The following is a 25,593-nucleotide window of genomic DNA, read 5'->3' as shown; positions in this document are numbered from 1 at the left end:
GTCGGTATTACGTCGGTATTACGTCGGTGCCTGCGCACGGGTCATTCAGCCTTCATTAACTTGGGGTGGGCGTACATGCGGTCGTATTTCCAGTCGGGATCATTCCAGGCGATCATCTTGCCGGGGTTCAGAAGGCCCTTTGGGTCAGCCTCGCGTTTAAACCGCAATTGTCGGTCATCGACGGTTTGGCGTCCGCCTTCTTCCAGGGTGTAGCGGTGCGGGTTGAAGATCATCGCGCCAGCGTCTTCGTGCAATTGGATGATCTCGTCGAGCCGTTCTTCGGTAGTGAACTTCACAAGGCTGAGGCCCGCGAACATGACTTTGCCGCTTTCGCGCATGACTTCGAGGTGCTGGAGCACTTCGGGGGTGAAATCAGTGCGGAGTTTTTCGATCAGGGCGACATGATCCGGGTGGCCGTAGCGGACCTGGAGATAGGTGATCGAGGGGTCAACTTTCAGGGCGCGGAGCGTGGTGTGGTTCCAGCCGTATTCATAGACGGGGCCGGGGTTGCGGGCCCAGTCATGATCGTCATTGCGGTAGATGAGACGTGCCTCAGGGCGGCGGGCGAGGAAGGTGAGGAAGCCGTCCATCGAGTGCGGCGCGACCATGAGGCCGATGAGGTTGGTGTTGTCTTCGACGTAAGGGGCGACACGCTGGAAGTAAGATTTGGCGGTGGGGGCTTCGTAAACGCTGACGAGTTTGATCAGGATACCGTCTTGGTTGGCGAGATCGTCGGAATAGCGCACGGCATCCATGAAATCGTCGGTGGCCACAAACATTTCGACCCAATCGTAGGCCGGGGCCAGGGGCATTTCGATTTCCGTGATGATGCCGTTGGTGCCGTAGGCGTGGGAGACGCGGGCGAGTTCTTCGCCGGTGAATTCCAAGGTGCGGGGTTCGGCTTCCATAGTGATGACGCGCAGGCGGATGATGTTGCCGAGGTCCCGGAGCGCCCCCCAGGTGCAGGAGCCGACGCCGCCGGAACCACCCGCGATGAAGCCGCCGATGGTTGCAGTGGCCCAGGTGGACGAGAACATGCGGATCTCTTGCCCCGAGTGGTCCTTGCAGGCCGCATCCAGGTCTTTCAGGAGGACGCCGGGTTCTGAGATGACACGGCCGGGGTGGATTTCTTTGACTTTGTCGAAGTGGCGCAGGTGGAGAACGCAGCCGCCTTCCAGCGGCATGGCTTGGCCGTAGTTACCGGTGCCCGCGCCGCGCGTGGTGACGGGGACGTCGTGTTCGTAGCAGGCTTTCAGGACCTCGATGATCTCGGCCTCGGAGCGGGGGCGGACCACGAAATCGGCGGTGACGTGATCGAGCCGGTCTTTCAGGACCGGGGAATACCAGAAGAAGTCGCGGCTGGCGGCTTTGATGGCGATGTCCTTTTCCTCGAGATCGAGGTGCGCGAGGGCGGCTTTGGCGGCGGCGATGTTGGCAGTCATGTCTGTGCTTTCGTGATGTTTGCGCCGCGCATTCTGCGCGTCGCGGTGGGGGCTCTGCCCCCAAACCCCCGGGATATTTTTGGGCCAATAATGATGTGGTTCATTTTGGTGGGTCCATGAGGTGGTCGAGGTCGGCGTAGTCGGGTGGGGTGGTGTCGATTTCTTTGCCTTTGCGCAGGACGATGCGGTCGGATTGGGGGCGGGCGAAAAGCTCGGTCCAGTCGCGGGCGCGGGTGATGACGAGGTCGGCGGGGTCGCCGATGGCGAGGGACTGGGGTGTGAAGCCGCAGGCTCGGGTTGGGTTGGTGGTGAAGGCGTGGGGCCAGTCGGTTCCGGTGTGGTCGAGATGGCCGATGCGGGTGGCCTGGCGCATAACCTCGATCATATCGAGGTCGCCGTAGGCGTAAAAAGGATCGCGGGTGTTGTCGCTGGCGAAGCTGAGGTTGATGCCGCGGGCTTTTATTTCGTGCACGAGGGTGATGCCGCGACCGCGTGGGGTGCGGTGGGCGTGACGATCTTGCAGGTAGAGGTTGCACATGGGCAGGCTGACGACGTGGATGTTGGCCTTTGCGACCAGATCGATGGTGTTGAGGGCGCGGGCCTCGTCCTGGGTCGAGAGGGAGCAGAGGTGTCCGACGATGATTGGGTTGGTGAAGCCGATTTCGAGGGCGGTTTCGGCGATCATGCGCAGGGTTTCGACGCTTAGGTCCATGGTCTCGTCGGTGTGGAAATCGACGTTGAGATTGCGGTCTCCGGCGAGGGTGAAGAAATCGAGGAGGCGTTGGCGAAGGTCGGGCAAGGGGTAGGTTACCATGCCGAGGGTTCCGCCGGTTTGGGCGACCAGATCGGCGGTATGGGCGTAGTCCTGGGCGACGTTTTCGAAGGTGTCGCAGCCAACGAGGCTGGCGGCCTGAAGGGTGATACGGTCGGCCCATTCATCGCGCAGTTCAGCGAAGACGGGCCAGGAAATGTCGTCTTGCGGGGCAATGCTGTCGAGGTGGGTGCGGATGGCGCGGGTACCGTGGGCGTAGGCGCATTTCAGTGAGAACTCCATGCGGGTCTTCACGTCTTTGGCAGACCAGTTTGCGGCGCGGTCATCGCCCACGGTTGTCAGCGCGCCCATGAAAGTGCCGTCGGGATTGGCGGCGCGGGGCCAGATGTGGCCCTTGTCGAGATGGGTGTGCATGTCGGTGAAGCACGGGAACACCATGGCGCGGGCCATGTCGATGCGGGGGCTGGTGGGGGTGGCGATCTTGCCATCCGCGATGCCGATGTCGGTGGTGATGAGGTCGCCGGGCTGCCCCATGAGGCAGGCCGGAACCGTGACGTTTGCAAGTGTGAATGTGCCGCTGGGCAGGGCGCTGAACCCCATCACACCTCCCTTTTTATTGCACTTTCGTGCCATTTTCTTAAGAGCATGTGGCTGAGCAGGTTCGTCGCCAGATAGATCGCGATGCCGGTGAGGATGATCAGCAGGAGGGCGGCGAACATCTTGGGGATTTGGAGGCGATAGCTGGCCTCGAGTATTCGGAAGGCGAGGCCGGAGCCGATGCCTCCTGACCCGGCGACGAATTCCGCGACGACCGCTCCGATCAGGGAGAGGCCGCCTGCAATGCGGAGGCCACCGAGGAAGTAGGGGAGCGCGGCCGGGGCTTGGAGGTAGCGCAGGCGTTGCCAGCGGGTGGCACCGTAGACCTGGAAGAGGTCGCGCAGGTTATGGTCGGCAGAGTTGAGGCCGAGGATGGTGTTGGACAGGATCGGGAAGAAGGCGACGATCCAGGCGCAGATCAGGAGGCCGACGATTTTGCTGTCGACATAGATGAAGATCAGCGGGGCGACGGCGATAATCGGGGTGACCTGCAGGACGACCGCGTAGGGGAAGAACGACATCTCGACCCATTTCGAGAGGTTGAACAGGACCGCGATGCCCACGCCGACGGTGACAGCCAGCGTCAGGGCCATGGCGGTGATGGCCATGGTCACATACCAGCTTTGGACTAGCGAACCCCAGTTTTCGAACAGGGCGGTGGCGACGTCGCCGGGGCTGGGCAGGATGTAGTGGGGAATTTCATTGACGGTGACGATGGTATGCCAACTGCCAATGGCGATCACGAGGACTGTGATTGGCAGAACCCAGCGGGCGATGGCGGCGATACGGCGCGCTTTGGCGCGGGCAGCCTCTTCTTCGTCGATGAGGGGAATGGCGGTTGTCTGGTCGCTCATGCGTGCTCTCCCATGGCGGCTTTCAGCGCGTCAGAGGCGGCGCGGCAATGGGCTGCGTAGTCGGCGGATGTGCGGAAATGTTCGCTGCGGGGGTAGGGTTCATCGACCTGCAGTTCGCGGATGACGCGGCCCGGACGGGCGGCCATGATGACGATGCGGTCGGATAAGAACACGCTTTCGAAGACCGAGTGGGTGACGAAGACGACGGTGCTGCCGGTTTTTTCTTTCAGCAAAAGAAGGTCGTTGTTCAGTTTGAAACGGGTGATTTCGTCGAGAGCGGCGAAGGGTTCGTCCATCAGGATCAGGCGCGGGTGCGTGACCAGCGCGCGGGCGATGGAGACGCGCATTTTCATGCCGCCTGAAAGCTCGCGGGGGTAGGAATCGTGGAACTTTTCGAGGCCGACGAGGGCAAGGGCTTCGTTAATGTCATTTTGGGCAGCGGATTTGGATTTGCCCTGCAGGCGCAGGGGCAGCCAGACGTTATCTTCGACGGTGGCCCAAGGCATCAGCGAAGGTTCCTGGAAGACGACGGATAGCGCGCCGGGGGCTTTGTCGACATGCCATTTGATTGATCCGGCGGTGGGGTGGATCAGGTCTGCGATCAGGCGCAAGGCCGTGGATTTGCCGCAGCCGGAAGGGCCGAGCAGGGAGACGAAATCGCCTTCGCGTATTTGCAACTCCATGCCTTTCAACGCGACGACATCGCGTCCGAAGACCTTGTCGACGTTTTTCAGCGATAGAATGGGCGCGCGTGCAGACATGGTGTCCGTGCCCGCATCAGCGGGCACGGCGGTGGTTTCGTTATTCATTATTGTGCCATCGAGGCCTTTTCTTTGGCAGCAAGGCCTGCGCCGGTGTTGGCGAATTCCAGCGAGTAGATGCTTTCGATATCGAGGCCAGCTTCGGTGACGCCGACGGCGACCATCTTGTCATAAAAGCCCTGGATGGTTTCGGCCTTCATGGCTCCGATGCCAAGTTCCAACGCGTCACCGGAATCGACGATGCCGTATTCTTTCATCTTATCGATGGAGAAAGCGATCTGAGCATCTGACATATCCGCGTTGTCGGCCTTGATCAGAGCGTTGGCAGCCGATGGGTCACCGTAGAGGTAGTTGGCCCAGCCAACGGCGGACCCTTCAACGAAGCAGCGAACGGCGTCCGGGTTGGAATCGATTGTGGCCTGCATGGTTTCGACAGTGGTGGCGTAGGTGGTGAAGCCTGAGTCGGCCAGAAGCCAGATGTCGGGTGCAAATCCGCCTTCGTTTTCAATCGCGAAAGGTTCGGAAGTGATGTAGCCCTGCTGCGCGCTGTTTTCGTTGGCAAGGAACGGCGCGGGGTTGAACGTATAGGGCACCCGGTTTTCGGCAGAGAAGCCATAGTCGGCCATCATCCACTGGTAGAAGCTTTGGAAGCCGTTGTCGCCGATGATCAGCGTTTCGAGGTTTTTCAGGTCTTCGAAGCTGGACACTTTGCCGGGGTGAGACAGAAGCACCTGTGGTTCTTTCTGGAAGTGCGCCGCGACGACTTTCATCGGGATGCCTTCTTTGGCGGCCGAGAAGGCTTGCAACAGGTTGCCGCCCATGTGGAACTCGATCTTGCCCGCCAGCATCTGGGCGCGGTTGTTCACTTGTGGGCCGCCGGGAACGACGGTGACGGAAAGGCCGCAAGCCTCATAAGTGCCATCGGCAACGGCCTGGTAGTAGCCGCCGTGTTCGGCCTGGGCGATCCAGTTGGTGCCGAAGCTGACCTCGGTCAGGTGGCCACCGGCGAACGCGGTTGAGCCGACGAGAGTTGCGATGCTGGTCGCAAGCAGGTTTGATTTGAGTGACATTTGTTCCTCCAGGTTTTGTTCAACGCCATTTGTGGGTGAGTTGGCCGATTTGGCCATGTGCAACACGTTGGTTGCTGGTCCCACCCGAGGGTCTTGTCCAATGATTAGCCAGATCCCATCGATTCGCACGTTGAATCAGCAGAACTTAGTCAGGTAATTTGCTTGCCGAAGCTGATTTTGGGCGTCAGCTTTGAGTGATTGAAGGAGTTTCTGATGCGTGAGTTAACACCTAAGACCATCGCGCCACCGTTTGCGCGGTATGCGCATGGGGTTTCGGTGCCTGCCGGACATGAGTTGATATTTACGTCCGGGCAGTTGGGGTTGGCACTGGATGGCAATGTGCCGGAGGATGAGGGAGCGCAGGCGGATATCTGTTTTGCCAATATCGACGCCATTTTGGCGGAATGCGGTGCGGGGCGAGGGGACGTTGTGCGGATCAACGCATTTGTGACGGATCGCGCGTTTATGGCCGGATACATGGCCGCGCGGGATCGGTGGTTGGCAGATGTTGGGCGGTTGCCCGCGTCGACGTTAATGATTGTTACGGGGTTCACGCGGCCTGAGTTTCGTGTGGAGGTTGAGGTTGTTGCTGCTGTGAAAGTCGGAGTCTGAGATGCCGGGGCGTTTCTTTTTGGAGACGCCAGTGGGGCAGGTTGCCAAGTGGATGGACGCTGAAGTCGGTGGGCTGAACGAACCCGCACGCCGGAATGTATCGCCGGGTGAAGAGATCGTTGTCTGTGGCGCCGATCGCGTTCTGTCGAGGATGCGTTGGGGGATCATTCCCGTTGGGCGCGTGAACGCGCGGGGGCGACCGGTCTTGGAGACCATCATCAACGCCCGCAGCGAGACGGTTTTTGACAAAAGCGCCTATGCCGGCGTTGGGCGGGCCATTGTGCCTTGTGATGGCTGGTATGAATGGACGGGAGAGAAGCGGCGAAAAACGGCATGGCGCATTCGGCCTAAGTCGAGTGACTTGATGGCTTTTGCTGTGATTACGGACAGATGGGCGGCACCGGGTGGGCGGGTGGTCGACCAGGTGGCGACAGTGACATGCGAGCCAAGCGGGGATGTGCGCGACATTCACCATCGCATGGGGGTCATCCTGGACCCCGGAGACTTTGAAACTTGGTTGAACGGGTCGATCGAACAAGCAGCGGCCTTGATGCGTCCTTACCCGGATGGTTCTTTGCTGGTGGAAGAGGCGGGGGATGTGGATTGGACGGCTGGCTAGGGTTCAGTGTCAATTGACAACCCCGGCGGCGCGCGTCAGTGGTGTGCTATGTCATTGAGAATATGGACATATGATTTGATGCCCGGAGCATTTGGCAATGGCTGAGGGGTTTCCGGTTGCGCGGCCCGGTCGGGTGATTGGACTGTTGGGTGGCTCGTTTGATCCGGCCCACGAGGGGCATCGCCATATCTCGTTAGAGGCGTTGAAACGCTTCGGTCTGGACGAAGTTTGGTGGTTGGTGAGCCCGGGAAATCCTTTGAAGGCGCGGGGCCCGGCACCATTGGAAGAACGTTTAGCACGGGCGCGAGACGTCATGCAGCATCCGCGTATTCTGGTGACAGCCTTAGAAGAGCGGATGGGAACCCGATATACCGCCGCGACGTTGCAGGCTTTGCAGGCGCAGTATCCGGGGGTGACGTTTGTCTGGTTGATGGGGGCCGATAATCTGGCGCAGTTCCATCTGTGGGATAGCTGGCGGGACATATTCGCTATGGTGCCGATTGGCATTCTGGCGCGTCCGGGCGAGCGCATATCAGCGCGGATGTCACCCGCAGCACGCTATTTTCGGTCAGATCGATTGCGGGCGCGAGAGGCTTTGAAGCTGGCTCATGTCGGGGCACCGGCATGGTGTTTCGTGAATGTGCCAATGAGCGCTGAGAGTTCGACAGCTATTCGAGCGCGTTTTGGACGACGTTAACGGGTTGAGTCCTGCTGGTCACAATTTCGTCACGGCAGGCAGACATAGGATTGTCTGTTAAGCAAAGCCGCTGGATAAACGCACCGATGACAACGACTTGCTCAAGACGCGCCTTGTTGGCTGGACTGGCTGCCGGGATCGGTAGTGCGGCCTTTGCCGAAGCTCCGGTGATCGGTGTTCGCCCGAAAGCGCGCAACGGGGCTTTGAGCGCTGAACCCGTGAAAGCTGTGGGTGACGCGGTTGTTGCCCGCGCCGGGCTGAAAGGGCGGGTGGCTTATGCGATTGCCGACGCCGAGACCGGACAGATATTGGACGCGCGTCTTTCAGAGCAGCCAATGCCGCCTGCCAGCACGTTAAAGGCGGTGACCGCGCTTTATGCGTTGGATCGCCTTGGCGATGATTACTGTTTTAAAACAGACATCTATGTGAATGGCGAGGTCGTTGAGGGGCGTTTGGAAGGCGATCTGGTCCTGGCAGGGCGAGGCGACCCGACACTGGACACGGATCGTCTGGCAGAACTGACAATAGCCTTAAAAGAAGCAGGTATCACGACGGTTGCCGGACGCTTTCTGGTTTGGTCAGATGCCCTGCCACGCGGGGATCGCATTGCCCACGATCAACCTGAACATGTGGCCTATAATCCGGCATTCTGTGGATTGAACCTGAATTTCAACCGCGTGCATTTTGAATGGTTGCCAAAAGGCAAAGAATTCGAGCTGACGATGCAGGCTCCGGGGTTGAAATTTCGCCCCGATACCAAAATCGCCCGGATGACGATCGTTGATCGAGGCGCGCCGGTTTATGATTATCAACGAGGGTACAATAAGGATTTGTGGTCAGTAGCCCGCGGTTCTTTGGGAAAGAAGAAAGGCGCGCGGTGGCTGCCAGTGCGGTTCCCGGCACTGTATGCGGGCGATGTTTTCCGCCTGCTGAACTAACAGATCAAGCGCCTAAGGGAGCGCCATTTGCGCAGACCACAAGCGCTCCGATGAAAGAGCTTTTGAGGCGGATGTTGAAGTTTTCGACCAATTTGACGGCCGAAGCGGCTGGGCTGACCGCGACGGCGGCGAAAGGTGTGTCGACACCGAGTTTAATTGCATCGGGTTCGCGGATGGCGGGCTGGGCACGGACGAAGTTCGGAGCGAATGGGGTGCGGTTTCTGGATCATTCCGGGCTTGGATATGACTCGTCCATATCGCCGCAGGACATGGTAGAAATATTGCGTGGCGACACTCGAGTTGGTGAATTGATGAAGTCGATGTCCTTGCCAAACCCGAGGGTGAAGGGAGCAACGCTGACCAAAGTGGCGGTTTCTGCCAAAACCGGGACGTTGAATTTTGTCAGTTCACTGGCTGGGTATGTGACGACAGAAAGCAACCGGACATTGGTTTTCGCGATATTCACGGCTGACACGGAACGCCGGGACGCAATCCCGCCGGAAATGCGCGAGCGTCCCCGAGGCGCACGGCGCTGGGCGAACCAATCCCGAAATCTGCAAAAGCAGCTTTTGGCGAATTGGGCGGTTTCTTTCGATCAAGCCTAGGCTGGACTAAACGGTTAGGTGACGTGCCCGTGCGCCACGTTCGATGGCGGCTGCATGAAGGCGGTCGATATCCAGTTGATAGCGCATATCTTCGAGGAACCTGAGTTCGCCTTCGCGCGCACTGCCATCGGCAGCGGCGACGTCGCAGGCAACTGCATAGGCGGTTTCGAACAGGCGCTCGGGCAGGGTGGCGCGCACAGCGTCCCAGAGGATGTCGAGGCCGTCTTCGTCTGCGAAGAGATCAAAAACGACGTTTGAAATGTCTTTCATCCGGGCCGGGTCGAAGGCTGCAAAAGCAGGCAGGTGGTTCACGATGCGTTCGATCGAGACCAGTTCGGCGGTGCGAATGGTTTCGTCGGCAGCGGAAACTGCGATCATGATCGCAACCAGTGTATCTTCGGGCGAGAAGTCGTTTGGGTTCAGTGTCACTGGTCTAGGTTCCTTATGGCTTTTGCTCTTTCGTATTTATTGACGCCAAAGGCTGCCCGCAATAGGTAGCGGGCCTTGCGCACCAATGGCGCGCTATTGACCCAATTAGGATGACCGTGATGACCGCATTCAGAGATGCAGCAATGACCTCGAAGGCCTGGCCTTTTGAAGAGGCGCGCCGTCTGTTGAAACGGTATGAAAAGGCGCCGTCCGATAAGGGCTATGTGTTGTTTGAAACGGGGTATGGCCCATCGGGTTTGCCGCATATCGGGACGTTCGGCGAGGTGCTGCGCACGACGATGATCCGCCGGGCGTTTGAGGTGATCAGCGACATTCCAACGAAGCTGATCTGTTTCTCGGACGATCTGGACGGGATGCGCAAAGTGCCGGGGAACGTGCCACAGCAGGAAATGCTGGCGGAACACATGCATCGGCCCCTGACGTCGGTTCCTGATCCCTTTGGTACGCATGAGAGTTTTGGACACCACAACAATGCGATGTTGCGCCGGTTTCTGGACACCTTTGGGTTTGAGTACGAGTTTTACTCGGCTCGGGAATTTTATCAGTCCGGCCAGTTTGATGACGTGTTGCGCCGGGCAGCGGAGCGGTATGACGATGTGATGGCGGTGATGCTGAAATCCTTGCGGGATGAACGGGCGGCGACTTATTCGATCTTTCTGCCGATCCATCCTGAGACGGGACGGGTTCTGTATGTGCCGATGAAGCATGTGGACGGCGTGAACCATACGGTCACGTTTGATGACGAAGACGGCAAGGAATGGACGTTGCCGGTGACGGGCGGGAACGTGAAGTTGCAGTGGAAGCCGGACTTTGGCGCGCGCTGGGCGGCGTTGGACGTTGATTTCGAGATGTATGGCAAGGAACACGCGACCAATACCGCGATTTACGACCGGATTTGCGAGATCCTGGGCGGCAAGAAGCCGGAGCATTTTTCGTATGAGTTGTTCCTGGATGAAAACGGTCAGAAGATTTCGAAATCGTCGGGCAATGGCATCTCGATTGACGAGTGGCTGACCTATGCCTCGACCGAAAGCCTGTCGTATTTCATGTATGCCAAGCCGAAGACGGCGAAACGGATGCATTTTGATGTGATCCCGAAGGCGGTGGATGAATTTCACCAGCAGCTCAGGGCCTATGCGGGGCAGGATGACAAGGCGCGACTGGCCAATCCGGTGTTCCATATCCACGGGGGCAATGTGCCTGCGTCGAATATGGTGGTGCCATTTGCAATGTTGCTGAACCTGGCGTCGGTTTCTGGAGCTGAGGACAAAGAGACTTTGTGGGGCTTTATCCAGCGCTATGCGCCGGAGGCTTCGGCGGAGACTCATCCTGATCTGGATGCGGCGGCCGGGTTTGCGGTGCGGTATTTCAACGACTTTGTCCGTCCGCAAAGGGTGTTTCGCGCGCCGGATGAGAAGGAACAAGCAGCGTTGGTCGATCTGAAATTGCGGCTGGAAAGCTGGGATGGGGCTGTGGATGCGGAAGAATTGCAGTCGATGGTTTTTGCCGTGGGTAAAGAGCATGAGTTCGAACCTTTACGCGACTGGTTCAAGGCGCTTTACGAGGTGCTGTTGGGCGCGTCGCAGGGGCCACGGTTCGGCGGTTTCATTGCGCTTTATGGCGTGAGCGAGAGCGTAGCGCTGATGGATAAGGCGCTGGCGGGCGATCTTTCCTGACGGTTCTTTTGTCTTAAAAACAAATGTTTGTGGTTTGCGGGTCGGGTTTTTTGAAACCTGAACGGCGTTTCGTGCGTATCTTTCTTAAAAGGAAAGATGGGGAGTGCGTTCGACATGCGGATCTTGGCGGTGCTAGCGGTTTTGTGTTTCGGATGGGCGGCAACAGCGCAGGAAGCGCGGGTATTGCCCGGCGAGCCTTCGCTTGAGGCCACCATTCAGGGTCAGATTGATGCGTTTCTGGTGGATGATTTCGGGGCGGCGTTTGATTTCGCCTCGCCGATGATCCAGCAGCTTTTCGGCAGTTCAGAGAACTTTGGCTCGATGGTGCGCAATGGGTATCCGATGGTCTGGCGTCCGTCCAAACTGACGTTTCTGGATTTGCGCGAACGTGGCGGGTTGCTTTGGCAGCAGGTTCTGATCCTGGACGGAGCGGGGCAGAGCCATGTGTTGGAGTATCAGATGATTCCGACGCAGGACGGCTGGCGGATCAATGGGGTCAGCATTTTGCAGGCACCGGGGGTGGGGGCCTGACGAGGCACCGCTCGCATGGTTAGCCGTCGGTTAACGGAACTTTCCTAGACATTTTGTCCGACGCCGGGATTGGCCGGTGATTTCACGAAAGCGAGATTTTCGGGTGCTGTTTTGCGCCTTTGTGCCCCCGTGGGGGCGCGGCTTTCGGTGCATGGAAAGGGCGCGAGATGAACAAGGCAATCACCGACGGTCTGGTATTGATGCCCCCGGCTTTTGAGGCCGGGTTGAACGTTTGGTCGAGCGAGGACGGAACACCCGGATCTTTGACCTATGACGGAAGCACAAGTGCGGCGATTGTCACCGGCGACACAGACTTTGGCGATTGTCTGGAACTGCAAAAAACCGATGCGGTACAAAAGCTGCGCTATACCGGTGAGACTCAGATTTTGCCAGGGTGCTATCTGCGGGTGAAAGTGCGCGTGAAAGCCATTTCGGGTGCGTTTCCCTCGGTTCGGATTTCTGGGTGGGCTGGGCAGGCGGGCGGTGCGACCGTTGCCGGGCTGGTGACCTCTGCCGGGTCGGTAACGTTGGACGCGTATGGTGATGTCGTTGAAGTTACTGCGATTATTGGATCGGGCGCGCGCACCGGTGTTGATATGCATTGGGGCACGCCGGTCATTTACGGGCACCTGGGGTTGGATCTGACGGGGCCAAATGGCGGTATCGTTCGGATTGAGAATATCGAGGTCGAAGATGTGACTTCGGTTTTCCATCGGGTGATGATGGATTGGGTCAATGTGCGAGATTTCGGAGCGGTTGGCGATGGTCTGGCGGATGACACAGCGGCATTTCTGGCGGCGAATACGGCGGCGGCGGGACGTGAGATTGTGGTGCCTGATGGGACGTATTTACTGAGCGACAATGTGACGTTTGAGTTTCCGGTGCGCTTTGTCGGCACCGTGACGATGCCGGAAGATAAGCGGTTGATCCTGCGCCGGAATTTCGACCCGCCGACTTACGCAGCCGCATTTGGGGACGAGGTTCTGGCGCTGAAGAAGGGTCTTCAGGCGCTGGTGAACTTTGCCGATCATGAAAACTTTGATCTGGGTGGGCGCCGTATCGAGGTAACCGAGCCGATTGATTTGGCGGCAGCGGCCGGGACGGCGACATACGAAATCCGTCGGGTAATTCGCAACGGGCAGTTGAACGTGGTGCCGGGGGCAGCTTGGGATACTGAGGTGCTGTCCAGTCTTGCGGGTTATGATGTGACACTGCCTGTGACGCTGACGGCGGTGGCAAATGTGGCGAATATCGCCGTCGGGTCGTTGGTTGAGGGCGCGGGCGTTGGTCGTGAGGTCTATGTGGCGGCAAAGAACGTCGGGGCTGGAACCATTTCTCTGTCGCAGCCTTTGCACGCGGCGCCGTCTTCGCAGGTGTATACGTTCCGGCGGTTTCGGTATGTGTTTGATTTCTCGGGCTTTACCAAGCTGTCCAAGTTTACTTTGTCGGATGTGGAGATCCATTGTCAGGGTGCGGCGAGCGGCGTTTTGCTGGCCCCTGCAGGTGAGACATTCCATTTGAAGGATTGCTTCATCACGAAGCCCAAGGACCGAGGCGTGACGAGCCATGGGATCGGGTGTCAGGATCTGCAGATTGATCGCTGTCACTTCGTCTCGGACGAACAGGCGGTGGCGGCGACTGCGCGGGTTTCGCTTGGGTTCAATGTTAACGCCAATGACGCAAAGATCAGGGACAATAGGTTCCAGCGGTTTGGCACGACAATGGTCTTGCACGGGAACGGGCACCTGATTGTCGGGAACCACTGGTTTCAGGGCGATAACGTGCCGGATGGCCCGCGTGTGGCCGGGTTGGTTCTGACTGAGCCGAATGTTAAATCGGTGATCACTGGGAACTACATTGATAACTCGTTCATCGAGTGGACGAACGAACATGACGAGGCCCCGGATTTTGCGGCGGAGTATTCCTTTGGCGGGCTGACTGTGACGGGGAACATCTTCACGGTAAACGACGCGGCGAGTTACTTCTCGTGGATTGTGATCAAGCCTTATGGCGCAGGGCATTTCCTGCAAGGGCTGTCGGTTACGGGCAATACATTCAAGTCGCTGAACGGAACCACGGATCGGATTGAACGGCTGGATGACTCGGTTGCTACGCTGGACTTCGGGGCGACGCGGAATGTGGAGTTTTCAGGCAATACGTTTAACGGGATCGGGCAGAATACGATCAATCCGGTGACGTTGCAGTTTGATCAGCTGACCGAGTCGGCAAGTTGGATGCTGGACGTGTCGGGGTATTTGCCGTTTGGCGGGCGTGCGCGTGAGGTGACGTCGATCGTGCCGGAAGGGGCGATTCAGAATGTAGCGAATGGGGGTGTTTTCGCCTTGCCCTATGTGACCACCGAGGTGGGAGTGTCCAAGAACCAAGTGTCTTTGAACTGGCCGGAACCTGTGCGGGGGCGCGTGCATGTCACGACTCGCGTGGATCGGCCGATTTGAGGACTTAGCGCGTCGGTTGCGAAGGGCGGGTGACTTAATTTTGCCCGTCCTCTAGCCATGCGTTGATCGCGTCGATGATGGGTTTGCGTGGTGTGCTGGAGTAGCCGAATTCCAATGGATACGGGTCCGCGTTGTGCATCAAGAGCGCGACACGTTCTAGTCGATCGCCGTCGGACCAACTGCCCTGATTGGCAGCCTGTTTTATGTCGGCGATCTGAGTTTCTTTGATTTTGGCACCAGTGATGCGCGCGATGCGGCGTGCAAGAACGCCAGACTTTCTGTCGAATGTGAACCGCTGAAATGGGAAGAAATGCCAGGCCAAGACACAGCCGCCTACGCCGAGGAATGTTACCAGCACGGTTTCGCCCAAACCGTCGGTCGTTCCGCGCAGGACTGCCAGAACAGCGGCCGCGCTCAGAAACCATACTAAGCCACCAATAAAAATGGGCCGGTCTTCGATCACGAGTTTGTCGTGGGTGTTCTGAATAATATTCATTTAGCCAAGGCTTAGGGTCTGCGCGCGATACAGTCGATTTCGACAAGCGCGCCCACAGCAAGGGCGGTGACGCCTATCGTCGTGCGCGCCGGGCGCCGGTTGGGATCAAAGAAACTTTGGTAGGTTTCATTGAACTCAGAATAGTCCTGTTCAAATTCAGTGAGATAGCATCTGCATTGGACGACATGGGTAAGGTCCAGATTCAACTCGCCCAGGATAAGTTCAAGGTTCTGCATGACGCGACGGGTTTGGGCCTGAATGCCGTCGGGCAGGGGTGCATCCGGTGCGTTTGGATCCGTGGGCATCTGGCCGGTTAGGATGACCCAACCATCGGTTTCAACGGCGTGGCTGAACGGTGCTACAGGGCGTGGGCCTTTGGCGAAGAGGTGGAACTCGGGTTGCACGGCTTGGATCCATGTTTAGGGACGGTTTGGAGAGATAATGCATTGCAGGGTGCTGGCTGTCGACGATCAAACGCCAAGAGCAGTGGAGCAGTTTCGAAATTGCTCGACGGCGGATTTAGCACCTGTCGTGGAAAACGTCGTCGACTGATCGCCTAGAAATGCGGTTGCGGTATGCCCGAATGCAATACCGTCTAATACATTGCCAAAACCCCTATCCTGCACAGAGACCGTGCTGGTGTCCGGGCTTAGTTGATGCCGGTCTGTCGAAATTGTCAGGCTGCGGGGGCCGTCGAAACGCAGAGCAAAGACAGGCGATTGGGTCCATGTGTCTGTTTGCCGGGTGATTTGAATGGCGTAGGGCAGATCCAGTCGGGGATCATGGGTTACCCTGACCGAGGTTTCGCCATCGTCGTTCGACAGGGTGCACACCGGCTTCGGGGAAAAGTCCCAGGCCGTCGCCGGGGTGGCGAGTAGACAGACAAGGGCCGCCAGCCTAGGCGTCATGTTCAGACACGTCGAAATCGATGTGGATATGGTTGCCATCGGGGTCAGCGATGTTGACCTGGACGATAGGCAAGCCGGGAACCTTTGCATACATAGGCTCGATCCCACGTTCAGCGAGTTTTGCTTTGAAGGCGTCCATGCCAGTGGCGCGAAGGGCGAAATGTTCCAGGGTAACATCGCCGCCTGCGATTGGATCGCCTTCCACCCCTACAAGATGGATGATGGGCTGTTCGCCGAGATAGAGCCATGCGCCAGGCATGTCGAATTCGGGACGCGGGCCTGGATTCAGATCGAGAATATCGCCATACCAATCGACCATTTCCTGAAGACGGGAGGTGCGGACATTAACGTGATCAAATGCGGTAACTTGCATGAGCTTTGAGCCTTTGGCTTGGGTTTGGCTGAAGGTTGCGCGTATGGTTGGGGATGGCAAGGGGGCAGCAATGACACGTGAAGAGTTCAATGCATTTTGTGAAGAGCTGGCGGCGACCAGCCATGTTGTTCAGTGGGGGAATGCCGATGTCTGGAAGGTGGGCGGCAAGGTCTTTGCAATCTGTGGCTGGGCGGATGGCAAGGATGCGTTCACGTTCAAAGTTGGCGAGATCGCCTTTGAGGTTTTGGGGTCTGAACCGGGGATACGACCGGCGCCTTACCTGGCGTCGCGTGGCATGAAGTGGCTGCAGGTTTACGAGGCGCGGGGTATGACGGATGCCTTGCTTCGTGAGCATATTCTGGTGTCTTACGATCTTGTGGCGGCGGGCCTGAGCAAGAAGCGGCGTGTTGAATTGGGAATTGTGCCGCTTAGCCCCTCAGCGGCTTAGGTGGCTGCGCCCGCGTCAGAAATTGCCATTTGGAAGATGCGGTGACGGGTCGGTGCCGTCCCGTTACCGGGTGATGTGCACCGCGCATTTGGCATAGCGCACGACCCGGGCTGCGGTGGAGCCGAGCAGATAGTCGGAAAAGCCGGGCTGGTGCGAGGCGATGATGATGCAGTCGATCTTGTTTTCGTTTGCGAATTGCAGGATTTCATGGGCGGCGCGGCCATGCAGGAGGCGAGTTTTGACCTCGGACGTCATGCCAACGAAATTGCGCAGCTTGCCAAGGGCAATCTCGCCCGCCTTGGTTTTCATGTCTTCGGGGATATCGATCTTGGGGAGGTAGTTGGGCATGGGTTCGATCACCGAGACAGCCGTGATTTCGGAATTGGCGTCCTTGGCGAGTTGGGTTGCCAGCTCGATTGCGTCTTTGTGCTTGGGTTCGTGTGTAGGGTCGATGGCGACGAGGATGTTGGAATACATGGTTGTCCCTCTGGTTGGTTCGAGGGGAGTAGAGCATGGAGGTGGGGTGGGGCGCTTTGATTTGGGTCAAGGAGGGGATTGCAATTTTAGTCGGGTGGGAAGATGGGAATTCGTCGGTATAATGGAAGGTAAAAATTGAGCATTCAATGAGCCGTCAATGCTGTGTAATGTCTTACCCTTTGAGATGTCGAAATCCATTGATTTGAATGGTGCCAGTAATTAACTCAACTGGTACAAACACTCCTTTGTTGAATGCTGGAAATGCCGAATGGATTGAGTACCGCAGGCTTGGAATATTACCGAGTTCGAGCGAACCAGCTTAGCACTCGTATGAACAATAGTGGCGGAAAGCTAGCGGGCTATCTTCGATGGCAACTTAGTTACTGTCAAAAACCATTCCTATTTTTTGACACACATGAAGAAGCCAAACGCCGATTTCACGACGCTGCATTGTCTGTTAATTTCCTCGGATCGGAGGGCAAGATCGAAATTCGCGCCCCGGATGATCGTTTCTGGCACAAGGTTTGGAATGCATTTGTCGAGGCGACTGTTGAGCTAGACAGGCGCCATATCGATCTTAAGAAAATCCAAGCAGAGCTTGGCCCAATTGCACCTTACTTCGGCAAGGGACAGCCTATTGGCGTCCGAATTCTTAACGGCATCAAGTTTGAGCCTTTTCAGTGCTTAGTTAAATTTTCGCGGAGAGAGTTTGTGGACGATATGATGAGGTATGGTCGTTTCAGGATCGCCCCGGCATCTTCTTACAATTCATCGGCGTTTAATCGCGCAACCAAGGACCTGGAGATAGAGCGAAAGTTTCGAGTGCCACTCATCTCTGAGTATATGGCTGGCGATGAAACGGTATCAGTCAACGGTCAAGAAGTGCCGACTTCACAAGGCTATGTACCTGTCAGTTTTACTCTGCCGGACTATTATCCTTTCTCGACCTGTGCGGCGGCTGAGCGACGCCTAGCAACTGATTTTGACGCCGACGCAGCCTTGATAGTTCGAGATACCAAGGCTTTCATTGCACGGATGAAAAATGCTCTCAATTACGCGTTTCCACTATGGGAGTGCATTGCTCGACCGGTAACGTACTACGATCCCTACAAAGATGCCCCATCAGATCCAGATCAAGAATTCTACAAACATTTTTCGTATGCATATCAAGTCGAACATAGAATAATCCTGCGACCCCGAGGGGTTATGCACTTTTCAAATCTGGAACCGTTTTTTGTCGAGCTGGGCAACCTCGACGGGATTGCCGAAGCACTGCTTCCGTAATCTACCGCCCCCGCCGCTTCACATTCCCGCCTCTCTGACCAGCGCGACCTGCCGTTGAGCGACCGCTCGACTTCCGCACGCCCTCGACCGCTGCGTCCACCGCTGACTGCCTTGCCAATGGATCATCCGAGACCACCATATCAACGGTTTCCAGGCGTTTGACTTCATCCCGCAACCTTGCGGCCTCCTCGAACTCCAGGTTTTCGGCGGCTTTGCGCATGTCGTTTCGCAGGGCGTCCAGGTGGGCTTGGAGGTTGGCTCCGACCAGGGGGGCGTCGACTTTGGCCGTGACGCGGCTCATGTCGGTGTCGCCTTTGTAGAGGCCGGCCAGCACATCCTCGACGTTTTTCTTAACCGTGGCGGGGGTGATGCCGTGTTCTTCGTTGTAGGCGATCTGTTTGGCGCGGCGGCGGTCGGTTTCGCCCAAGGCGCGCTCCATCGAGCCGGTGATCCGGTCGGCATACATGATGACGCGGCCGTCGGCGTTGCGCGCGGCGCGGCCGATGGTCTGAACGAGGGAGGTTTCTGAGCGCAGGAAGCCCTCTTTATCCGCGTCGAGGATCGCGACCAGACCGCATTCGGGGATGTCGAGGCCTTCGCGCAGGAGGTTGATGCCGATCAGGACGTCGAAAGCGCCAAGGCGCAGGTCGCGCAGAATTTCGATGCGTTCCAGCGTGTCGATGTCGGAATGCATGTAGCGGACCTTGATGCCCTGTTCGTGCATGTATTCGGTCAGATCCTCGGCCATGCGTTTGGTCAGGGTGGTTACAAGGGTGCGCATGCCGTCTTTGGTGACTTTGCGGACTTCATCCAGAAGGTCATCGACTTGCATTTCAACGGGGCGGATCTCGACCATGGGGTCCAGAAGGCCGGTGGGGCGGATGACCTGTTCGGTGAAGACGCCGCCGGATTGTTCCAGCTCCCAGGATTGCGGGGTGGCCGAGACGAAGACCGATTGCGGGCGCATGGCGTCCCATTCTTCGAACTTCAGGGGGCGGTTATCCATGCAGGACGGCAGGCGGAAGCCGTGTTCGGCCAGGGTGAATTTACGCCGGTAGTCGCCCTTATACATACCGCCGATTTGGGGGACGCTGACGTGGCTTTCGTCGGCGAAGACAATGGCATTGTCGGGGATGAATTCGAACAGGGTCGGGGGTGGTTCGCCGGGGGCGCGGCCGGTGAGATAGCGGGAGTAGTTTTCGATGCCGTTGCAGTGGCCGGTCGCCTCTAACATCTCGACGTCGAAGTTGGTGCGCTGTTCGAGGCGCTGGGCTTCGAGCAGTTTGCCTTCGTCGACGAGTTGGTTCAGGCGCTGTTTCAGCTCGGTCTTGATGCTTTCGATGGCTTGTTTAAGGGTCGGTTTCGGCGTGACGTAGTGCGAGTTGGCGTAGATGCGGACCTTTTCCATGGTGCCGGTTTTCTCGCCGGTCAGAGAGTCAAATTCGACAATGCGTTCAAGTTCTTCGCCGAAGAAGCTAAGACGCCAACCGCGACTATCGAGGTGGGCGGGCCAGATTTCTAGCGAGTCGCCGCGGACGCGGAAGGTGCCACGCTGGAAGGCCTGATCGTTGCGGCGGTATTGTTGGGCGATGAGGTCTGCCATGACCTTGCGTTGGTCGTAATTGCGGCCCGCGTGGAGGTCTTGGGTCATCGCGCCGTAGGTTTCGACCGAGCCGATGCCGTAGATGCAGGAGACCGAGGCGACGATGATCACGTCGTCGCGTTCCAGTAGCGCACGGGTGGCCGAGTGGCGCATCCGGTCGATCTGGTCGTTAATCTGGCTTTCTTTTTCGATGTAGGTGTCTGAGCGGGCGACGTAGGCCTCAGGCTGGTAGTAATCATAGAAGCTGACGAAATATTCGACGGCGTTTTCAGGGAAGAAGCCCTTGAATTCGCCGTAAAGCTGGGCAGCGAGGGTTTTGTTGGGGGCCAGGATGATGGCGGGGCGTTGGGTTTCTTCGATGACCTTGGCCATTGTATAGGTTTTGCCGGTGCCTGTTGCGCCGAGCAGGACTTGATTTTGCTCGCCGTCCTGCACCCCTTGGGTCAGTTCGACAATAGCGGTGGGTTGGTCACCGGCTGGCTGAAACTCTGTATGCATGACCAGTGCGTGGCCGCCTTCCAGCTTTTCGCGCGTGTGCACGTCGGGGGCAGGGCTGTTCAGAAGGGGCATCTGGTCGGACATGGGGCGAAATACCTGGCAGGGAGTGGTCTGTGTCTAATGTGCGCTGTATGGCACGGGTTGCAACCCCACTGGAGCATAGGCTCCTGACATCGTCATGTCAGGAGATGTCAGTCTTCGGATGATTGGAGAAGTTCAGTCAATCCAGCTACATAGCTGTCCCAACCGGCGTCGTGCATATCGCGCGATGTGTCCTTTTGGAAACCTATGTGTGTCAGGATGATCCTGGTGCCGATGTCGGTTTTGCCAAAGTCGACCGTGATTTCGGTTTCTTCGCCGTCGTTGTTCCACTCCCACGTGTAGCGAAGTCGTTCATTGGTGACGAATTCCAGAAAGTTGCCATTGGTGGAATCTGTGCCGCCGGGATGGTCGACAAAGACCCGCATTTTGCCACCGGGGCGAGGATCAACTTCTATGCGGGTTGCAGGAGAGATAACAGACCGCGGCGAGACCCACGCAGCAAAAACGACTGAAGCGGCAAAGGGAAGATCATAGGTTTTCGAAATATCCATGGGTCGAGTTTAGGTGTGGTTGCGCCCGGTGTCATGTCCGACGGCGCCGGGATCGCGCTGAATACAACTATAGAGAGAATATTTATTGATTTAGTCTCGCATTAGTGTATCGTTAACGAACTAAGCAGCAGAACTGGTTGTCGACCGTCTGTACGACCCACCCACCCCTTGCTCCCTGTGCACCGGGCGACAACCACGCTGATGTTTTGTCATCTTTCCCTTGCAAAAAATGGTCAGTTTGGTGATAGATCGATCAACAAACTTGGGAAATTCCAATGAACGCACGCATTTTTCGCCCGGCGAAATCCGCCATGTCTTCTGGTCAGGCCAAAACCCGCGAATGGGTGTTGGAATATGCGAATGAAACCGGTCGGGATGTGGATCCTTTGATGGGATGGACATCGTCAAGTGACACGCAGACTCAGGTGCGCATGAAGTTCCCGACTAAGGAAGCAGCCTTGGAATATGCCAGCGAGCACGGGATCGAAGCGGTCGTGACCGAGCCGAAAGAACGCAAAACCAATGTCCGCCAACGCGGATACGGCGAAAACTTTGCGACGGATCGCCGGGGCGCGTGGACTCACTGACTTCCAATGTTGTCGAAATCCCGGCGGATGATCCGGCTGTATTGCCATTGATCACTGCTCATCTTGAGTTGATGCGCGCGTCGTCTCCGGCATGCAGTGTGCATGCTATGGAACCGGGGGCAATGGTTGAGCACGGTGTTCGGTTTTTTGCCGTTCTTGAGGGCAAAGAGGCGATTGCAATTGGTGCTTTAAAGTCGCTGGGTGATGACGCGGGCGAGATCAAGTCCATGCATGTTCGCCGAGACTATCGTGGAAGCGGTCTGGCTGAGAAAATGCTGATGCGGATTGTCGATGCGGCTCGTGAAGCCGGTTTCAGGCAGCTAAGTTTAGAGACGGGCAGTCAGGATGCTTTTGCTCCGGCGCGGGCATTCTACAAACGCCACGGGTTTCAGCTGTGCGCGCCGTTTGCAGAATACACCGATGATCCAGCCAGCGCGTATTTCACCCGTCAGCTCTAGGTCCCGAAGCTGCGTTTCTAAGAATGAATTCAATCATGCCGGAGAGACGATCTTGCGGCACGCCAGAGATACGGTTCTCAAGCCCCAGTAGGACAATGCCGTGGATCGAGGAAAACAAAGCTCGGGTCATGAGATCCAGGCTTTCGGCGTCGGCAGTGGGATTCAGAGTGGCAAGCGGTTTGGCAATGATGCCAAACAGGCGAGATAGTTCGTCCAAATACCACTCGGGGACTTTTGCAAGCGTCGACATTTCGACGTCAAACAAGGCGCGCCAAAGCATTGGATTTTGATGGGCGAAATCCAAATAGCCGGTGGCCATGGCAATAAGCTGTTCCGTTGGGTCGTCTTTGGCGGCCGCAACCCGATCCGTTACAAAGGAACCCAGTGCTCTGAAGGTGCGTCCGTTCACGGCCAGGATAAGACCGGTCATATCTTCGAAGACATTATAGATCGCGCCTACCGCGCATTCAGCTTCGGCTGCTAAAGCTCTTGCCCGTAACGAAGCGATTCCATCCTCGCGTACATGCCTTTCGGCAATGTCGATGAGCCGGACCCGGAGCAGGTCGCGTTTTTCTTTGGTTGCTTTTGCCATTATCTCGAAGCCTGAACGGTGTTCAATTCGTTATCGAATTGGCAAACTGTGCGCAACAGGCTTGCCAAGGTCTTTCAGGCGCGCCAATAACCGCTTGAGCGGTCCCGTAGCTCAACTGGATAGAGCAGCTGACTTCTAATCAGCAGGTTCGGGGTTCGAGTCCTCGCGGGATCGCCAGTTTAATCGTTTCGCCATGAGCTGTCGGCGCGAACTGTATTCATACAAAGAATTGCGACGGTTGGCTTTGCCTTTGAAATGATTTGTAAACTGCGATTTAATCAAAGCGGGCCTAATTTCGAAAAGTGCGGTGCATTGCTTGGTTGATGCAAGATTATTGACGGAGGCATTGATTGAAGCTGTTGTTTTTGCACCAAAATTGCCCCGGACAGTTTAAGCATCTGGCTGCCAACGCGGTTGCGCGGGGCGATGAGGTGACGTTTATCACCCAGAAAGGCAAGCCGTCTGTCCCGGGTGCCCGTAAGATCGAGTATGCGGCGCATCGCAAGGTGACAGACAAAATACATCCCTATCTCGCTAGTTCGGAGGCCGCTGTTCTAAATGGACAGGCCGTTGCGCGCGTTGGGTTTGCGCTGAGGGACAAAGGTTATCGGCCTGACGTCATCATTGGGAATCCCGGATGGGGTGAGACGCTTTACATGAAAGATGTGTGGCCGGATGTGCCACTGGTGCTGATGGTTGAGTTTTACTATCGCGGGCATGGCTCGGACGTTGGATTTGATCCTGAATTCGATACTGGCCCAGACGCACAGCTGCGAGCGCGCACACGCGCAGGCGTTCATCTACTGGCCATTGAAGCGGCAGATTTCGCCTATGCTCCCACTGAGTGGCAAAAGGCACAGTTTCCTGCTGCCGTTCGCGACAAAATTCGTGTGATACATGATGGTATCGACTGCGAAAAATTGGAACCAAACTCGGACGCTGTTTTCTAGGTTCCAGATGGGCCCGAACTGAAAGCCACCGACGAGATTTTGACCTTTGTCGCACGTAACCTGGAACCCTACCGTGGGTTTCATTCCTTTATGCGGGCATTGCCGAAGGTGCTTGATGCGCGGCATGACGCACAAGTGGTGATCGTTGGCGGCGATGATGTGAGTTATGGCGGAAGACCGAAAGACGGCGGTAACTGGCGCAGGGTTTTGCTTGATGAGATTGGCGGGTTGCCTGAGCGAGTGCATTTCACTGGCCGCGTCTCTTACGGCGACTTTGTCAGACTGGCCCAGGTATCGTCAGTGCATGCCTATCTGACCTATCCCTTTGTTCTGAGTTGGTCGATGTTGGAGGTCATGGCATGCGGCGGATTTGTTGTCGGATCAGAGACTGCGCCGGTTCAGGAAGTGATTGAAGATGGAAAAAACGGCTGGCTTGTTGATTTTTTCGATCACGGTCAGATTGCTGCCAGGTTGATCGAGGCTTTGAGGCAATCCAATGATGTCGAACACTTACGAGAAGCGGCGCGGCAGACCGTGTTGGATCGATACAATTTGAAAGACTGCCTATCTGCACAATTTGAATTGATCGACGGCCTGGTGTCAGTGGGCGAGTAATCGCAGTTTAACCTATCTCGGGGATGATCCGGCTAGGGAATCATCGAGGTGGCGGCGTGAGTAACGACACGATTTTTGGCGGTTTAGGCGATGACATTATTTTTGGTGGCATCGGTGATGACGTGATTGCCGGGGGTCTGGGTGCCGATACGATGTATGGTGGCACCGGCATCGATTTGTTGTCTTATTCCGACGCCACAACCCGGGTTGTTGTCGATATGTTATCTGGATCGACTCTGGGCGAATTTGCTGTAGGCGATATTTTCAGCGAGTTTGAAAATCTGGGGGGCGGTCAAGCCAATGATCTGTTGCTGGGTGATGCCGATGGAAATTTCATCTTCGGCCGCGCTGGTGATGACGAGCTACAGGGCAGATTTGGAAACGATACGCTAGAAGGGGGCGCAGGCGCTGACACGTTGGACGGCAGCGGCAATGTCGACACGGCGGTATATACGCTAAGTGGTTCTGCCGTAACGGTATTTTTATTCAATGGTACAGCGACAGGGGGCGATGCGGCTGGCGATGTTTTCCTGAAGATCGATAATCTTATCGGCTCGGCTTTTGCGGATAATCTGACCGGAACGTTTACGCAAAACGTCATCGAAGGCGGTGCTGGGGCGGACACGATGAATGGCGGTGCCGGTGTTGATACACTGAGCTATGCGCGGGATCAGGCAGGTGTTGCGGTGTCGTTGGAAACTGGAGTTGCTACTGGCGGCGATGCTGCTGGAGACAGTTTCAGCAATTTCGAAAACCTCGAAGGTGGAGGTGGTGCGGACATGCTGGCCGGTGACAACGGCGGCAATTGGCTGTGGGGCAACGGCGGTGCCGACACGCTTACCGGGCAAGATGGCGATGACACCTTAGAGGGCGGATCAGGTGGCGACGACTTGCAAGGCGGTCTTGGATCGGATTGGGCGGCATACACGCGCGCGGACATGGGCGTGACCGTGAACTTGGCCACGGGAATTCACAGTGGATCGGACGGAACCGGAGATACGCTGGCATCGATAGAGAACTTACTCGGGTCCGACTGGGACGATGTTCTGACCGGTGACAGCTTTGGCAATGTGATCGAAGGGGGCGATGGTGCCGATACGTTGGAGGGCGGAGGAGGTATCGACACGCTCAGTTACGCGGGATCGAACACACGAGTCGTCGTCGATCTGCTAAATGGCAATGTGTTTTTGGGACATGCCGAGGGCGACGTTATCTCAGGTTTTGAAAATCTTACGGGGTCGCGGCTGCCTGATTATTTATTGGGATCTCACGACGACAACATACTGAGCGGTGGCGCGGGCATTGATAGGCTTGAAGCGCGCAATGGCAATGACACTCTGATCGGCGGCTCCCAAGACGACAATCTGAAGGGTGGTCTTGGTGCGGATGTCTTTGTTCTGCGGGTTGGGGATGCGCAGGATACGATTGCCGACTGGCAGGATGGCGTCGACATAATCGACGTTTCTGATTTCGGGCTGTCGTTCGGGCAAGTTTATTCAGTCGCAACGGATATTGCAGGAGGGACATTGCTGATCGATTTCGGAGGGGGCGATAGTGTGCGGGTTTTGAACTTTGCCTTATCGGATTTTGATGCGGGCGATGTATTCGTCTGATGTTTGAGGTTGGGGCCA

At 57.0% G+C, this 25,593-nt stretch carries 27 protein-coding genes, 1 tRNA gene and 1 pseudogene; 15 read left to right on the top strand and 14 right to left on the bottom strand.

Annotation, left to right across the window (positions count from 1 at the left end; all coding sequences use genetic code 11):
* Window positions 1-41 precede the first annotated feature (41 nt).
* From GKR98_10665 to GKR98_10645, 5 genes are all read right to left on the bottom strand, one after another.
* Window positions 42-1,442, bottom strand: coding sequence for an FAD-binding protein (locus GKR98_10665; protein QMU58614.1), 1,401 nt, complete (start codon window positions 1,440-1,442; stop codon window positions 42-44).
* Window positions 1,443-1,542: 100 nt separating this feature from the next.
* Complete coding sequence (locus GKR98_10660; protein ID QMU58613.1) at window positions 1,543-2,814, bottom strand: cytosine deaminase; 1,272 nt, start codon at window positions 2,812-2,814, stop codon at window positions 1,543-1,545.
* Window positions 2,814-3,665: an ABC transporter permease subunit gene (locus GKR98_10655; GenBank protein QMU58612.1), complete on the bottom strand. Its 852-nt coding sequence runs from the start codon at window positions 3,663-3,665 to the stop codon at window positions 2,814-2,816. Before GKR98_10655 ends, GKR98_10660 begins: the two co-directional genes overlap by 1 nt.
* Window positions 3,662-4,474 (bottom strand): ATP-binding cassette domain-containing protein, encoded by an 813-nt coding sequence (locus GKR98_10650; GenBank protein ID QMU58611.1) that lies wholly within the window; start codon window positions 4,472-4,474, stop codon window positions 3,662-3,664. Before GKR98_10650 ends, GKR98_10655 begins: the two co-directional genes overlap by 4 nt.
* Window positions 4,474-5,496, bottom strand: a complete 1,023-nt coding sequence (locus GKR98_10645) for an ABC transporter substrate-binding protein (GenBank protein ID QMU58610.1) — start codon at window positions 5,494-5,496, stop codon at window positions 4,474-4,476. The genes GKR98_10650 and GKR98_10645 overlap by 1 nt, the downstream gene beginning before the upstream one ends.
* Window positions 5,497-5,706: 210 nt before the next feature.
* Between GKR98_10645 and GKR98_10640 the strand changes: the two genes are divergently transcribed.
* The 5 genes from GKR98_10640 to GKR98_10620 all read left to right on the top strand — a co-directional run bounded on the left by GKR98_10640 (window position 5,707) and on the right by GKR98_10620 (window position 8,967).
* Window positions 5,707-6,108 (top strand): RidA family protein, encoded by a 402-nt coding sequence (locus tag GKR98_10640; GenBank protein QMU60059.1) that lies wholly within the window; start codon window positions 5,707-5,709, stop codon window positions 6,106-6,108.
* Between the two features lies 1 nt (window position 6,109).
* Complete coding sequence (locus GKR98_10635; protein ID QMU58609.1) at window positions 6,110-6,727, top strand: SOS response-associated peptidase; 618 nt, start codon at window positions 6,110-6,112, stop codon at window positions 6,725-6,727.
* A gap of 97 nt (window positions 6,728-6,824) precedes the next feature.
* Window positions 6,825-7,424, top strand: coding sequence for a nicotinate-nucleotide adenylyltransferase (locus tag GKR98_10630; GenBank protein ID QMU58608.1), 600 nt, complete (start codon window positions 6,825-6,827; stop codon window positions 7,422-7,424).
* A gap of 86 nt (window positions 7,425-7,510) precedes the next feature.
* Window positions 7,511-8,362, top strand: a complete 852-nt coding sequence (locus GKR98_10625) for a hypothetical protein (GenBank protein ID QMU58607.1) — start codon at window positions 7,511-7,513, stop codon at window positions 8,360-8,362.
* 50 nt (window positions 8,363-8,412) lie between these two features.
* Window positions 8,413-8,967: a hypothetical protein gene (locus GKR98_10620; GenBank protein ID QMU58606.1), complete on the top strand. Its 555-nt coding sequence runs from the start codon at window positions 8,413-8,415 to the stop codon at window positions 8,965-8,967.
* A gap of 6 nt (window positions 8,968-8,973) precedes the next feature.
* On the opposite strand, the gene GKR98_10615 is transcribed toward GKR98_10620, so the two are convergent.
* Window positions 8,974-9,396: a 2-dehydro-3-deoxyphosphooctonate aldolase gene (locus GKR98_10615; protein ID QMU58605.1), complete on the bottom strand. Its 423-nt coding sequence runs from the start codon at window positions 9,394-9,396 to the stop codon at window positions 8,974-8,976.
* A 119-nt stretch (window positions 9,397-9,515) separates the two neighbouring features.
* On the opposite strand from GKR98_10615, the gene GKR98_10610 reads away from it, so the two are divergent.
* The 3 genes from GKR98_10610 to GKR98_10600 all read left to right on the top strand — a co-directional run bounded on the left by GKR98_10610 (window position 9,516) and on the right by GKR98_10600 (window position 14,080).
* Window positions 9,516-11,093, top strand: a complete 1,578-nt coding sequence (locus GKR98_10610) for a lysine--tRNA ligase (protein ID QMU58604.1) — start codon at window positions 9,516-9,518, stop codon at window positions 11,091-11,093.
* Window positions 11,094-11,207: 114 nt separating this feature from the next.
* Complete coding sequence (locus GKR98_10605; GenBank protein QMU58603.1) at window positions 11,208-11,624, top strand: DUF4864 domain-containing protein; 417 nt, start codon at window positions 11,208-11,210, stop codon at window positions 11,622-11,624.
* Window positions 11,625-11,791: 167 nt separating this feature from the next.
* Window positions 11,792-14,080, top strand: coding sequence for a right-handed parallel beta-helix repeat-containing protein (locus GKR98_10600; GenBank protein QMU58602.1), 2,289 nt, complete (start codon window positions 11,792-11,794; stop codon window positions 14,078-14,080).
* 34 nt (window positions 14,081-14,114) lie between these two features.
* On the opposite strand, the gene GKR98_10595 is transcribed toward GKR98_10600, so the two are convergent.
* The 4 genes from GKR98_10595 to GKR98_10580 form a co-directional block, all read right to left on the bottom strand.
* Window positions 14,115-14,576, bottom strand: a complete 462-nt coding sequence (locus GKR98_10595) for a hypothetical protein (protein ID QMU58601.1) — start codon at window positions 14,574-14,576, stop codon at window positions 14,115-14,117.
* A gap of 11 nt (window positions 14,577-14,587) precedes the next feature.
* Window positions 14,588-14,980 carry a RidA family protein gene (locus GKR98_10590; protein ID QMU58600.1) on the bottom strand — a complete coding sequence of 131 codons (393 nt, stop codon included), beginning with the start codon at window positions 14,978-14,980 and terminating at the stop codon, window positions 14,588-14,590.
* Between the two features lie 66 nt (window positions 14,981-15,046).
* Entirely contained in the window at window positions 15,047-15,484 is a 438-nt protein-coding gene (locus tag GKR98_10585; protein ID QMU58599.1) for a hypothetical protein, read from the bottom strand.
* The gene (locus tag GKR98_10580) at window positions 15,474-15,857 is read right to left on the bottom strand and encodes a glyoxalase (GenBank protein ID QMU58598.1); all 384 of its coding nucleotides are present in this window, start codon (window positions 15,855-15,857) and stop codon (window positions 15,474-15,476) included. The genes GKR98_10585 and GKR98_10580 overlap by 11 nt, the downstream gene beginning before the upstream one ends.
* Before the next feature lie 70 nt (window positions 15,858-15,927).
* Here GKR98_10580 and GKR98_10575 point away from each other — a divergent pair, with 70 nt between their 5' ends.
* Window positions 15,928-16,305, top strand: a complete 378-nt coding sequence (locus GKR98_10575; GenBank protein QMU60058.1) for an MmcQ/YjbR family DNA-binding protein — start codon at window positions 15,928-15,930, stop codon at window positions 16,303-16,305.
* 63 nt (window positions 16,306-16,368) lie between these two features.
* Here the strand turns inward: GKR98_10575 and GKR98_10570 are convergent, their stop codons facing one another.
* On the bottom strand, window positions 16,369-16,782 hold the full coding sequence (locus GKR98_10570; GenBank protein QMU58597.1) for a universal stress protein: 414 nt from the start codon (window positions 16,780-16,782) through the stop codon (window positions 16,369-16,371).
* A gap of 252 nt (window positions 16,783-17,034) precedes the next feature.
* Between GKR98_10570 and GKR98_10565 the strand changes: the two genes are divergently transcribed.
* On the top strand, window positions 17,035-18,066 hold the full coding sequence (locus GKR98_10565) for a hypothetical protein (GenBank protein ID QMU58596.1): 1,032 nt from the start codon (window positions 17,035-17,037) through the stop codon (window positions 18,064-18,066).
* Between the two features lies 1 nt (window position 18,067).
* On the opposite strand, the gene uvrB is transcribed toward GKR98_10565, so the two are convergent.
* Window positions 18,068-20,251, bottom strand: coding sequence for an excinuclease ABC subunit UvrB (gene uvrB / locus GKR98_10560; protein QMU58595.1), 2,184 nt, complete (start codon window positions 20,249-20,251; stop codon window positions 18,068-18,070).
* Window positions 20,252-20,358: 107 nt separating this feature from the next.
* Window positions 20,359-20,760 carry a hypothetical protein gene (locus GKR98_10555; GenBank protein QMU58594.1) on the bottom strand — a complete coding sequence of 134 codons (402 nt, stop codon included), beginning with the start codon at window positions 20,758-20,760 and terminating at the stop codon, window positions 20,359-20,361.
* 275 nt (window positions 20,761-21,035) lie between these two features.
* Between GKR98_10555 and GKR98_10550 the strand changes: the two genes are divergently transcribed.
* Window positions 21,036-21,347 carry an ETC complex I subunit gene (locus tag GKR98_10550; protein ID QMU58593.1) on the top strand — a complete coding sequence of 104 codons (312 nt, stop codon included), beginning with the start codon at window positions 21,036-21,038 and terminating at the stop codon, window positions 21,345-21,347.
* On the top strand, window positions 21,335-21,805 hold the full coding sequence (locus tag GKR98_10545; protein ID QMU58592.1) for a GNAT family N-acetyltransferase: 471 nt from the start codon (window positions 21,335-21,337) through the stop codon (window positions 21,803-21,805). Before GKR98_10550 ends, GKR98_10545 begins: the two co-directional genes overlap by 13 nt.
* On the opposite strand, the gene GKR98_10540 is transcribed toward GKR98_10545, so the two are convergent.
* A complete protein-coding gene (locus GKR98_10540; GenBank protein QMU58591.1) occupies window positions 21,789-22,397 on the bottom strand; it encodes a TetR family transcriptional regulator in 609 nt (202 codons plus the stop codon). The genes GKR98_10545 and GKR98_10540 overlap by 17 nt on opposite strands.
* Window positions 22,398-22,497: 100 nt before the next feature.
* Here GKR98_10540 and GKR98_10535 point away from each other — a divergent pair.
* From GKR98_10535 to GKR98_10525, 3 genes and pseudogenes are all read left to right on the top strand, one after another.
* A tRNA-Arg gene (locus GKR98_10535) sits at window positions 22,498-22,574 on the top strand.
* A 173-nt stretch (window positions 22,575-22,747) separates the two neighbouring features.
* A pseudogene (locus GKR98_10530) lies at window positions 22,748-23,962 on the top strand (glycosyltransferase).
* 23 nt (window positions 23,963-23,985) lie between these two features.
* Window positions 23,986-25,575 carry a hypothetical protein gene (locus GKR98_10525; protein ID QMU58590.1) on the top strand — a complete coding sequence of 530 codons (1,590 nt, stop codon included), beginning with the start codon at window positions 23,986-23,988 and terminating at the stop codon, window positions 25,573-25,575.
* The last annotated feature ends 18 nt before the right edge of the window (window positions 25,576-25,593 follow it).

The sequence above is a fragment of the Boseongicola sp. genome (genome assembly GCA_014075275.1).
GTDB lineage: Bacteria > Pseudomonadota > Alphaproteobacteria > Rhodobacterales > Rhodobacteraceae.
The sequence above is the reverse complement of the archived record's forward strand: the minus strand, read 5'-3'. Positions and strand labels throughout refer to the sequence as shown.

Bases quoted from the DNA above. Each gene is read 5' to 3' on its own strand.
- GKR98_10630 (QMU58608.1), top strand. From the start codon at position 6,825: ATGGCTGAGGGGTTTCCGGTTGCGCGGCCCGGTCGGGTGATTGGACTG.
- GKR98_10655 (QMU58612.1), bottom strand. From the start codon at position 3,665: ATGAGCGACCAGACAACCGCCATTCCCCTCATCGACGAAGAAGAGGCT.
- GKR98_10580 (QMU58598.1), bottom strand. From the start codon at position 15,857: ATGCAAGTTACCGCATTTGATCACGTTAATGTCCGCACCTCCCGTCTT.
- GKR98_10650 (QMU58611.1), bottom strand. From the start codon at position 4,474: ATGAATAACGAAACCACCGCCGTGCCCGCTGATGCGGGCACGGACACC.
- GKR98_10600 (QMU58602.1), top strand. From the start codon at position 11,792: ATGAACAAGGCAATCACCGACGGTCTGGTATTGATGCCCCCGGCTTTT.
- GKR98_10645 (QMU58610.1), bottom strand. From the start codon at position 5,496: ATGTCACTCAAATCAAACCTGCTTGCGACCAGCATCGCAACTCTCGTC.
- GKR98_10565 (QMU58596.1), top strand. From the start codon at position 17,035: ATGCTGGAAATGCCGAATGGATTGAGTACCGCAGGCTTGGAATATTAC.
- GKR98_10620 (QMU58606.1), top strand. From the start codon at position 8,413: ATGAAAGAGCTTTTGAGGCGGATGTTGAAGTTTTCGACCAATTTGACG.
- GKR98_10525 (QMU58590.1), top strand. From the start codon at position 23,986: ATGATCCGGCTAGGGAATCATCGAGGTGGCGGCGTGAGTAACGACACG.
- GKR98_10570 (QMU58597.1), bottom strand. From the start codon at position 16,782: ATGTATTCCAACATCCTCGTCGCCATCGACCCTACACACGAACCCAAG.
- GKR98_10540 (QMU58591.1), bottom strand. From the start codon at position 22,397: ATGGCAAAAGCAACCAAAGAAAAACGCGACCTGCTCCGGGTCCGGCTC.
- GKR98_10575 (QMU60058.1), top strand. From the start codon at position 15,928: ATGACACGTGAAGAGTTCAATGCATTTTGTGAAGAGCTGGCGGCGACC.
- GKR98_10585 (QMU58599.1), bottom strand. From the start codon at position 15,484: ATGACGCCTAGGCTGGCGGCCCTTGTCTGTCTACTCGCCACCCCGGCG.
- GKR98_10555 (QMU58594.1), bottom strand. From the start codon at position 20,760: ATGGATATTTCGAAAACCTATGATCTTCCCTTTGCCGCTTCAGTCGTT.
- GKR98_10660 (QMU58613.1), bottom strand. From the start codon at position 2,814: ATGGGGTTCAGCGCCCTGCCCAGCGGCACATTCACACTTGCAAACGTC.
- GKR98_10610 (QMU58604.1), top strand. From the start codon at position 9,516: ATGACCGCATTCAGAGATGCAGCAATGACCTCGAAGGCCTGGCCTTTT.
- uvrB (QMU58595.1), bottom strand. From the start codon at position 20,251: ATGTCCGACCAGATGCCCCTTCTGAACAGCCCTGCCCCCGACGTGCAC.
- GKR98_10595 (QMU58601.1), bottom strand. From the start codon at position 14,576: ATGAATATTATTCAGAACACCCACGACAAACTCGTGATCGAAGACCGG.
- GKR98_10665 (QMU58614.1), bottom strand. From the start codon at position 1,442: ATGACTGCCAACATCGCCGCCGCCAAAGCCGCCCTCGCGCACCTCGAT.
- GKR98_10550 (QMU58593.1), top strand. From the start codon at position 21,036: ATGAACGCACGCATTTTTCGCCCGGCGAAATCCGCCATGTCTTCTGGT.
- GKR98_10625 (QMU58607.1), top strand. From the start codon at position 7,511: ATGACAACGACTTGCTCAAGACGCGCCTTGTTGGCTGGACTGGCTGCC.
- GKR98_10635 (QMU58609.1), top strand. From the start codon at position 6,110: ATGCCGGGGCGTTTCTTTTTGGAGACGCCAGTGGGGCAGGTTGCCAAG.
- GKR98_10605 (QMU58603.1), top strand. From the start codon at position 11,208: ATGCGGATCTTGGCGGTGCTAGCGGTTTTGTGTTTCGGATGGGCGGCA.